We start from the raw sequence: 7,911 nt of genomic DNA on the forward strand, positions 1-7,911 counted from the left end.
TTGCTGAGTTGCGTTAGACTGTTTCATGACCTGCCTCCCTCAATAGTGGCTCTGCATTTTGGTCCCTACCTCAACGTAATCCACGACGTTGAGGAGGGGCAGGTCAATCCATGATGTCTACTCGATCTTAAAAACTAGAAAATTCATCTCGCTGACGTGAGGTTGGGGTGCTGCTCCCCGTCACGTTCATGGATTTTGGACGCGAGCCGATTTTTTTATTGTACGCCGCCTAATGCACGGCATGCTAAACAGAGTTAATTTTCTGTAAAAGCCTTGTCAACGTAGAGCCCCAGCGGTTAATCCCTTACAATGCAGGGTGCTTTTTAATGGCGCAGGTTAATTACATTTCATCCGCACAGCGTAGGGCAAGGGAATGCGCCCGTTACAATCCCTGGGCGGTAGCGTGCCTTTTTATTGGAAATCACCATGTCAAACTCCCTCATTTTCATAGCGCGGCCAGCTCGCATGCTGTTGGCCGCCTTGAGCGTTGCCGTTGTTAGCGGCTGCGCTACCTACCCGAGCGGCAACCAGCAGCAGGTGCAGTACGTGCTTGGTAACGACACCGCCAAGCCGCTGCAAGATGAAAACCTCAACGGCTTTCTCGCACAAGCACCAGCCGGAGCCGTGCTCAACCTAGTACAAAGCCCCTGGGGCGATAACGTCGAGATCGTGGCCGATGCGCCCTATTTAGCGGCCAGTGGTCGCGAGTGCCGCAAACTGCGGGTTATCGAGCAGGGTAGCGGTGCTGCCCGTACCGCGCTGACCTGTGCGACCCCCAACGGTTGGGTAAATCAGCGCATGCTGCTGCCAGAAAGCCAGCAGGGCGCGATGTCGCTCTCGCCAACGATGCATTCCCCAGGAACCACACAAGGGCGCTATTAATGAGCTTGCAACGCGTAATGAAACGGCTTTCTCTCACGCGCCCGGTAGCGGTGCTATCTCTGGCCTTGCTGGGCACCGCCGCCAGCAGCGCAAGCTGGGCACAAAGCATAAGCCTACCCAATACCATCCTGCCGGAAGATCAGGCCAGCCAGCAGCGGGTAGAGCCGCCGGTGAACGACACTCCCCGCGCCGACTGGCGTAGCGGCACCTATGGCCCGGTGGCGAACCAGCCTCAGCAAAACCCCGATGCGCTTCCCCCCTTTGGGGCCAACCTCTTTACCGGTGGCTTTCGTGGGGCGATGGGAGACGGCCTAAATGCCGATTACCAAGTCAAACCCGGTGACCAGATCACTGTGCGTGCCTGGGGCGCGTTCGAGTTTGACCGCGTGCTGCCGGTGGATGCCCAAGGCAACATCTTTATTCCCGGCTCTGGCCCGCTCAATGTAGAAGGCCAAAACAGCCAGCAGGTCGATAGCCGCGTGCGCGGTGCGATTACCTCGGTCTACCCCGAAAACGTGCAGGTATACACCAACGTACAGGGCGTGCAGCCCGTGGCAGTGTTCGTCACTGGCTACGTGGAAAACCCCGGCCGCTTTGCAGGCACCCCCAACGACTCCGTGCTGTACTTCCTGGACCAAGCAGGCGGTATTGATCAAGACCTAGGCAGCTATCGCCAAATCCGCGTGATTCGCAACGACCAAACCGTCGCCACGGTGGATCTCTACGACTTCCTGATCAACGGCAGCATCGCGCGCCCGCAGTTTCAGGATGGCGACACCATCGTAGTGGAAGAGCGCGGCCCGGCCATTGCCGTAGTGGGCGATGTCCACCGTGAACACCGCTACGAGCTTATCGGTAACCAGCTAAGCGGTGCCGAACTGGTAGAGCTTGCCCGCCTCAGAAGCGGCGTATCTCATGTACTGCTGCGCGGCGACCGCTCCGATGGCCCCATGGCCCAGTACTTCCCGCTGAACGAGTTCTATACTCAAACCATTCGTAGCGGCGATGAAGTGGCGTTTAGCGCCGACCAGCGCAGTGAAACTATCGTGGTTGAAATCGAAGGCAGCTACTATGGCCCATCCCGCTTTGCGCTACCCCGCGATGCGCGCCTGAGCGAACTGCTGGATGCCATTCCCGTGCCGGAAAACATGACCGCCGTGGAAAGCATTTCGCTACAGCGTGAAAGCGTGAAGCAGCAGCAACAGCAATCCATGGAAGACAGCCTGCGTCGCCTGGAAACCACCTACCTCAGCGCCCAATCCAGCACCAACGAAGAAGCGCAAATTCGTGCCCAAGAAGCCGAGCTGATTCAAAACTTCGTGCAGCGCGCCCGCGAGCTAGAGCCCAGCGGCCGCTTGGTAGTGGCCTACAACGACCGCATTGCCGATGTTCGCCTGCAAGATGGCGATGTGATCACCATTCCTGAAATCAGCGATTCCATCCTGATCAGTGGGGAAGTACTGGTGCCGCAAGCGGCGGTCTACCGCCCCGGCATGAGCGTGATCGACTACATCGAAAGCGCTGGCGGCTTTACCCAACGCGCCGACGACGACCACATCCTGCTGGTTCGCCAAAACGGCGCGGTGGAAAACGCCCGCAACACGCCGCTGCGCCCAGGTGATGAAATCCTCGTGATGCCCGAAGCGCCCACCCACAACCTGCAGCTAGCCGCCACGCTCACGCAAATCCTCTACCAAGTGGCTGTAGCCACCCGCGTGGCAGTGGATCTGTGATGGGTGGTTGGTAAATAGTGATTGGTGGTTGGTAAATAGTGAATGGTGAGTAGTGAAGGTAGTATCTCGTAGCGCGGCGTAACGACTGAGCGAGAGCAACGAGCGAAAGAGGCACCCGCGAAGGCGGCGTGAGCCGCCCTGATCAAGGCAGCCTAATCATCAACAGCTCCTTCATTTACGCTCTTTTCAAAAGAAACGGCATCATGAATAACACACACAGCGCCCCGAAAGGGGCGCGCACCCCTTGGCAAGTTACCCGCAGCGTGTGGTACGCCATGTTCATGCGGGAAGCCATTTCCCGCACCATGAGCGACCGCATGGGCTGGTTCTGGATGATTTTCGAACCTTTTGCGCTTGTTGCCATTATGGTGGGTATTCGTAGCTTCGTTAGTGGCGATAACTTAATAGCGAATGCACCCTTTATACCCTGGATGATCGTTGGGATGATGGGGTTCTTTTTGGCACGTGAAGGTATGATTCGCGGTATGGGGGCTATCGATGCTAACAGTGCATTGTTTGCTTATCGCCAAGTACAGCCTATAGACCCAGTATTAGTGCGCAACTTTCTTGAAGGCGCACTACGGAGTTTTATCTTCCTCATCTTTATCGGTGGGGGGTTAATGCTGGGACTCGATATGTACCCAGATAATGCCATTAGAGCGATGGCAGCTTGGATGTCTCTTTGGTGCCTAGGGGTAGGCTTGGGACTAGTAACATCCGTCTCAGCAACTCTGGTGCCTGAAGTAGGTAAAGTGATTCGAATGCTCTCTCTTCCATTAATGATTATCTCGGGTGCGATCTTCCCGCTTAATCAATTACCTCACTGGTTGCTTGAGTATCTAATGTTCAACCCTGTCCCGCATGCACTTGAAAATTTGCGGCTTGGCTTTTTTGAAAATTATCAAGTGATCCATGGCACTAGCATGCTCTACTTCTGGCTGGTGACATTAACTCTAAATGCGCTAGGGCTACTGATGCACCTTCGTTTTGTTGACCGGTTAAAGGCTAAATAATCCATGCACGTATCGTTTACCCGTTTTATAAAGCAGTCGCCGCATTGGGCGTTGGCCTTTATCGCTATTGTGCTGGTAAGTTTTTACTGGTTTATATGGGCCGAGGATCGCTATGTTTCCCGCGCCACGGTTGTACTGGAAAGCCCCCAGGTCGCCACGCCGGAACTCAGCTTTTCTTCGTTAATGGGCAGTGGTGCAGGCAACACCTCAGACCTGCTTCTGCTACGTGAACACTTACTCTCGGTGGACATGCTGCGCCTGCTGGATGAGCAGCTAGGCATCCGCCAGCACTACAGCGAACACGGTGATTTCTTCGCCAAGCTGCGCGATCCTAACGTACCCATCGAAGACCTACACGAGTACTACCTACGCCGGGTAGAAGTAGAGCTAGACGAATACGCCGGTGTGTTGAACATTCGTGTGCAAGGCTACACGCCGGAATTCGCCCACGATATGGCATCTCTGCTGCTAGAAGCTGGCGAAAACCACATGAACGAAATGGGCCACCGCTTAGCCGATGAGCAAGTGCGCTTCTTAGAGCGGCAAATGGTGCGCTTAGAAGAGCGCTTTGAAGAAACCCGCGCCGAACTGCTCGCATTCCAAAATGAGTACGGTTTGGTATCACCTACCGCCACGGTAGAAAGCATTAACCAAGTGGTGGCAACGCTAGAAGGCGACTTAGCCCGCTTGCAGGCCCAGCGCAACGCCCTGGCCAGCTTCCAAAGCTCACAATCGGCCGAGCTACGCCAAGTAGAGCGCAGCATTGAAGCCTTGCGCGACCAAATCGTAGAGCAGCGCGACCGCCTAGCCCAAGCCACCGGCAACTCGCTCAACCGCGTCTCTGCCGAGTACGAAACCTTAGAGCTACGAGCCCAGTTCGCCCAGGAAACCTACTCCAGCGCCCTGGCCGCACTAGAAAACACCCGCTTAGAAGCCGCCCGCCAGCTCAAGCAGGTCAGCGTGCTACAAAGCCCGCTCATGCCGGAATACCCAACAGAGCCCAACCGCCTCTACAACAGCAGCGTCTTCGCCATCATCACCATCTTCCTCGCGTTCATCCTCAGCATGCTCATCATGATCGTCAAAGACCACCGCGATTAGGATTGTTGGTGAGTGGTGAGTGGTGAGTGGTGAAGGGAGCCGCCACCCCGTAGCACGGCGTAACGAAAGAGCGAGAGCAACGAGCGAAAGAGTCACCCGTAGCGGCGGCCCGGCGCGAAGGCGTCTGCAAGACGCCCAAACCAAAAGTGCAGAAAGTAAATATGCATAGCCACCGTTTCAAGGTAAATATTCATATAACACGTCATGCCCGTGAGCGCATGGCTACTCGAAATATTACAGAAAATGAGCTGCTAGAATTGGTAGAGCAGGGAACCGTAAAATACAAAGATGCTACGCGGTTTTGGATAGCGCGATATTTTGAAAATCGTCAAGACAACCTTTTGTCTATTGCAGCAGTCTTGGAAGATAAAATAGTGGTAAAGACAGTCATGCATCACTTTGAGTGGGAGGATAAGTAATGCGAACTACCTACGATGAAGCAGATGATATTCTAGTTCTGCACCTATCAGAAAAGCCTACCGTCAGGGAGGTTTCTCAAGATTGGCATACACATATTAGTTACGCTGAGGATGGCACGATCAATGAAATCGTCATTCTGGAGGCCTCGAAGCAAGGTGCATGGCCACTCTTAAAAAGCCAAGCCGCTTAACTAACCGCAACACGACTCCCGCTGCTCCTGCGGGTGCGCTCCGCTTACACCGCGCTACGGGAACACCGCCAACGTTATGAGGCGTGGCACCAACCCCGTTTCGCGCCATAACGATCAACCGCGTCAACATCTCGAATGGCGGCACCACCCCCGTAGCGCGGCGTAACGAAAGAGCGAGAGCAACGAGCGAAAGAGGCACCCGCGAAGGCGGCGCCAGCCGCCCTGATCGAACCTATTCAGTAACCGCTGACATTCACGCCATCACCAGCACCCCTCACGGGGTGCTTCGCGGGTGCGCTCCGCTTACACCGCGCTACGGGAACACCGCCAACGTTATGAGGCGTGGCACCATCCTCGTATCGCGTCATAACGATCAATCGCGTCAACACCTCGAATGGCGGCACCAAACCCGTAGCGCGGCGTAACGAAAGAGCGAGAGCAACGAGCGAAAGAGGCACCCGCGAAGGGCGGCGCTAGCCGCCCCGATTGAGCCACCGCACCTAGCCCGCTCAAGCAATCGCCCAATAAATTGGCCTCCCACAGCAAGCCCGGTAGCCTATCCAAGCAACTAGCCCTTGTGGGAGGGGGCTTCAGCCCGCGACGGCCGCGCCACAGCGCTGAAAAAAGCACGAAAAGGAATTCAATGCTCAATATCACCCACCACGGCGGTGCCACAGGCGTCACCGGAAGCTGCCACCAGCTCACCCTCGATAGCGAACACTCACTGCTGATCGACTGCGGGCTATTCCAAGGCGAAGACGCCGCAGAAGACGCCTTCGATCAGCTACAAATCGAATTCGATATCAGCACCGTCAAAGCGCTGGTCATCACCCACGTACATATCGATCACGTAGGACGCTTGCCCTACCTGCTGGCGGCGGGATTCAAAGGGCCCATCATCTGCTCCATCCCCTCGGCCAAACTGCTGCCCCTAGTGATTGAAGACGCTCTAAAAATCGGCTTCACCCGCAACGCCCAGCTCATCGAGCGTTTCCAGCAACAGCTAGAAAGCCAAATCGTCAGCGTGCCCTACGGCAAATGGCACACCGTGGTCGGAAAATCCGAAGAAGGCCACATCACCACACGGGTAAAGCTCAAGCGGGCAGGGCACATTCTTGGTTCCAGCTACGTAGAAGTCGCCCACCAGTACCCCAATGGTGAAAAGGAACGAGTGATATTCAGCGGCGATTTAGGCGCCCCCTACGCACCGCTACTCCCCGCACCTAAATCCCCCTACGGCTGTGAACAGCTAGTACTCGAAAGCACTTACGGCGACCGAAACCACCCCGACCGCCGCCAGCGCCGCGCCACGCTGAAACAGGCCATCGAGCAAGCGCTCACTAACGGCGGCACGGTCATGGTGCCCGCTTTCAGCATTGGCCGAACCCAAGAGCTGCTCTACGAGCTGGAAGGCATCATTCATGAAGCCGAGCGCAACGCCAAACGCGGGCTGCCCAAAAGCCTATGGCAAACGCTGGAGATCATCGTCGATTCGCCGCTGGCCGCCCGCTTCACCCAGGTATACCGCGAGCTGAAACCCTACTGGGACGACGAAGCCCAACGCCGCCTGCGCAGTGGCCGCCACCCGCTCAACTTCGCCAACCTCTACACCGTAGACAGCCACGAAGCCCACGAGCGAACGGTCAGCTACCTGGCCAGCACAGGCCGCCCCGCCGTAGTGATAGCCGCCAGTGGCATGTGCGCAGGCGGGCGCATTATGAACTACCTCAAAGCCATGCTCGGCGATGAACGCCACCAGGTACTATTCGTAGGCTACCAAGGCGCAGGCACCCCAGGGCGGGATATTCAGCAATACGGCCCACAAGGCGGCTGGGTAAACATCGACGGCGAGCGGTTTGATATAAAAGCGGGCGTTTCCAGCATCAGCGGCTACTCCGCCCACGCCGACCAGAAAGACCTGCTCAACTTCGTCAAACGCATGCGTCGCTGGCCCCACACCATCCACCTGGTGCACGGCGAACAAACCGCCCGCAGCGCACTCAAACGTGAGCTGGAAGCGATGTACGCTCGGAAAGGGAAAGAAGTGAAGGTTCATAATGGCTAATCAACAGGCCAAGTATGTTACGGAGATCGATCAGCTGCACATTTTGAGACAATGCAATGGATAGAGTGTATGCATTTCCAAAAGAAACCAAACATTTTCATTGTTTCACGAGTGATGAAGATATAAAGCAGCATGCTGCCTATAGAGATGCCAAGTCAGGAGATGCAGAAGCTGCTTTACAACTTGTGGGTGATTTGGCTCTTGAGTTTCTGTTCTCTCTTGAAAATGAATTTCCTGAAGGAAGTATTTTTGTATCGCCCTACGCTCAAGAGGCTTCAGGTGATAATGCTTTACCTCTGATCCTCTCGCTGATGTGCGCAGAGGTGCTAGATGGTGTTAGTGAAACAGATATCGTTCAAATGCAAAAAGTGTTTCATACTGGGGCTGACCCTATGGAAAGACTCATTGCAAGACCCTCATTCGAGGGAGCTGTTCAGCATGGTGGTCGTTATATATTAGTAGATGACGTCACTAGTATGGGTAGCACGTTAGCTGAGCTGGCTAATT

7 protein-coding genes and 1 pseudogene are annotated in these 7,911 nt (G+C 55.6%); all 8 read left to right on the forward strand.

The genetic code is table 11. From position 1 onward, the window contains the following. Positions 1–426: 426 nt before the first annotated feature. Positions 427–882: a DVU3141 family protein gene (locus tag NH344_RS17685; RefSeq protein ID WP_054641794.1), complete on the forward strand. Its 456-nt coding sequence runs from the start codon at positions 427–429 to the stop codon at positions 880–882. Beyond that, complete coding sequence (locus NH344_RS17690) at positions 882–2,615, forward strand: polysaccharide biosynthesis/export family protein (RefSeq protein WP_253028250.1); 1,734 nt, start codon at positions 882–884, stop codon at positions 2,613–2,615. The genes NH344_RS17685 and NH344_RS17690 overlap by 1 nt, the downstream gene beginning before the upstream one ends. Positions 2,616–2,818: 203 nt before the next feature. Next, positions 2,819–3,628 carry an ABC transporter permease gene (locus NH344_RS17695; protein ID WP_044630586.1) on the forward strand — a complete coding sequence of 270 codons (810 nt, stop codon included), beginning with the start codon at positions 2,819–2,821 and terminating at the stop codon, positions 3,626–3,628. 3 nt (positions 3,629–3,631) lie between these two features. After that, positions 3,632–4,729: a chain-length determining protein gene (locus tag NH344_RS17700; RefSeq protein WP_044630583.1), complete on the forward strand. Its 1,098-nt coding sequence runs from the start codon at positions 3,632–3,634 to the stop codon at positions 4,727–4,729. A gap of 161 nt (positions 4,730–4,890) precedes the next feature. After that, a complete protein-coding gene (locus tag NH344_RS17705) occupies positions 4,891–5,148 on the forward strand; it encodes a DUF4258 domain-containing protein (protein ID WP_074210383.1) in 258 nt (85 codons plus the stop codon). Further along, positions 5,148–5,339, forward strand: coding sequence for a DUF2283 domain-containing protein (locus NH344_RS17710; protein WP_016913348.1), 192 nt, complete (start codon positions 5,148–5,150; stop codon positions 5,337–5,339). Before NH344_RS17705 ends, NH344_RS17710 begins: the two co-directional genes overlap by 1 nt. Positions 5,340–5,982: 643 nt before the next feature. Next, positions 5,983–7,404 (forward strand): MBL fold metallo-hydrolase, encoded by a 1,422-nt coding sequence (locus tag NH344_RS17715; protein ID WP_253028251.1) that lies wholly within the window; start codon positions 5,983–5,985, stop codon positions 7,402–7,404. Positions 7,405–7,460: 56 nt separating this feature from the next. Next, a pseudogene (locus NH344_RS17720) lies at positions 7,461–7,911 on the forward strand (hypothetical protein); the annotation flags it as partial.

This window comes from Halomonas sp. Ps84H-12 (genome assembly GCF_024124725.1).
GTDB lineage: Bacteria > Pseudomonadota > Gammaproteobacteria > Pseudomonadales > Halomonadaceae > Vreelandella > Vreelandella aquamarina.

What these genes read in the sequence shown, in the direction of transcription:
- NH344_RS17685 (WP_054641794.1), top strand. Translation starts at nt 427, where the DNA reads ATGTCAAACTCCCTCATTTTCATAGCGCGGCCAGCTCGCATGCTGTTG.
- NH344_RS17690 (WP_253028250.1), top strand. Translation starts at nt 882, where the DNA reads ATGAGCTTGCAACGCGTAATGAAACGGCTTTCTCTCACGCGCCCGGTA.
- NH344_RS17695 (WP_044630586.1), top strand. Translation starts at nt 2,819, where the DNA reads ATGAATAACACACACAGCGCCCCGAAAGGGGCGCGCACCCCTTGGCAA.
- NH344_RS17700 (WP_044630583.1), top strand. Translation starts at nt 3,632, where the DNA reads ATGCACGTATCGTTTACCCGTTTTATAAAGCAGTCGCCGCATTGGGCG.
- NH344_RS17705 (WP_074210383.1), top strand. Translation starts at nt 4,891, where the DNA reads ATGCATAGCCACCGTTTCAAGGTAAATATTCATATAACACGTCATGCC.
- NH344_RS17710 (WP_016913348.1), top strand. Translation starts at nt 5,148, where the DNA reads ATGCGAACTACCTACGATGAAGCAGATGATATTCTAGTTCTGCACCTA.
- NH344_RS17715 (WP_253028251.1), top strand. Translation starts at nt 5,983, where the DNA reads ATGCTCAATATCACCCACCACGGCGGTGCCACAGGCGTCACCGGAAGC.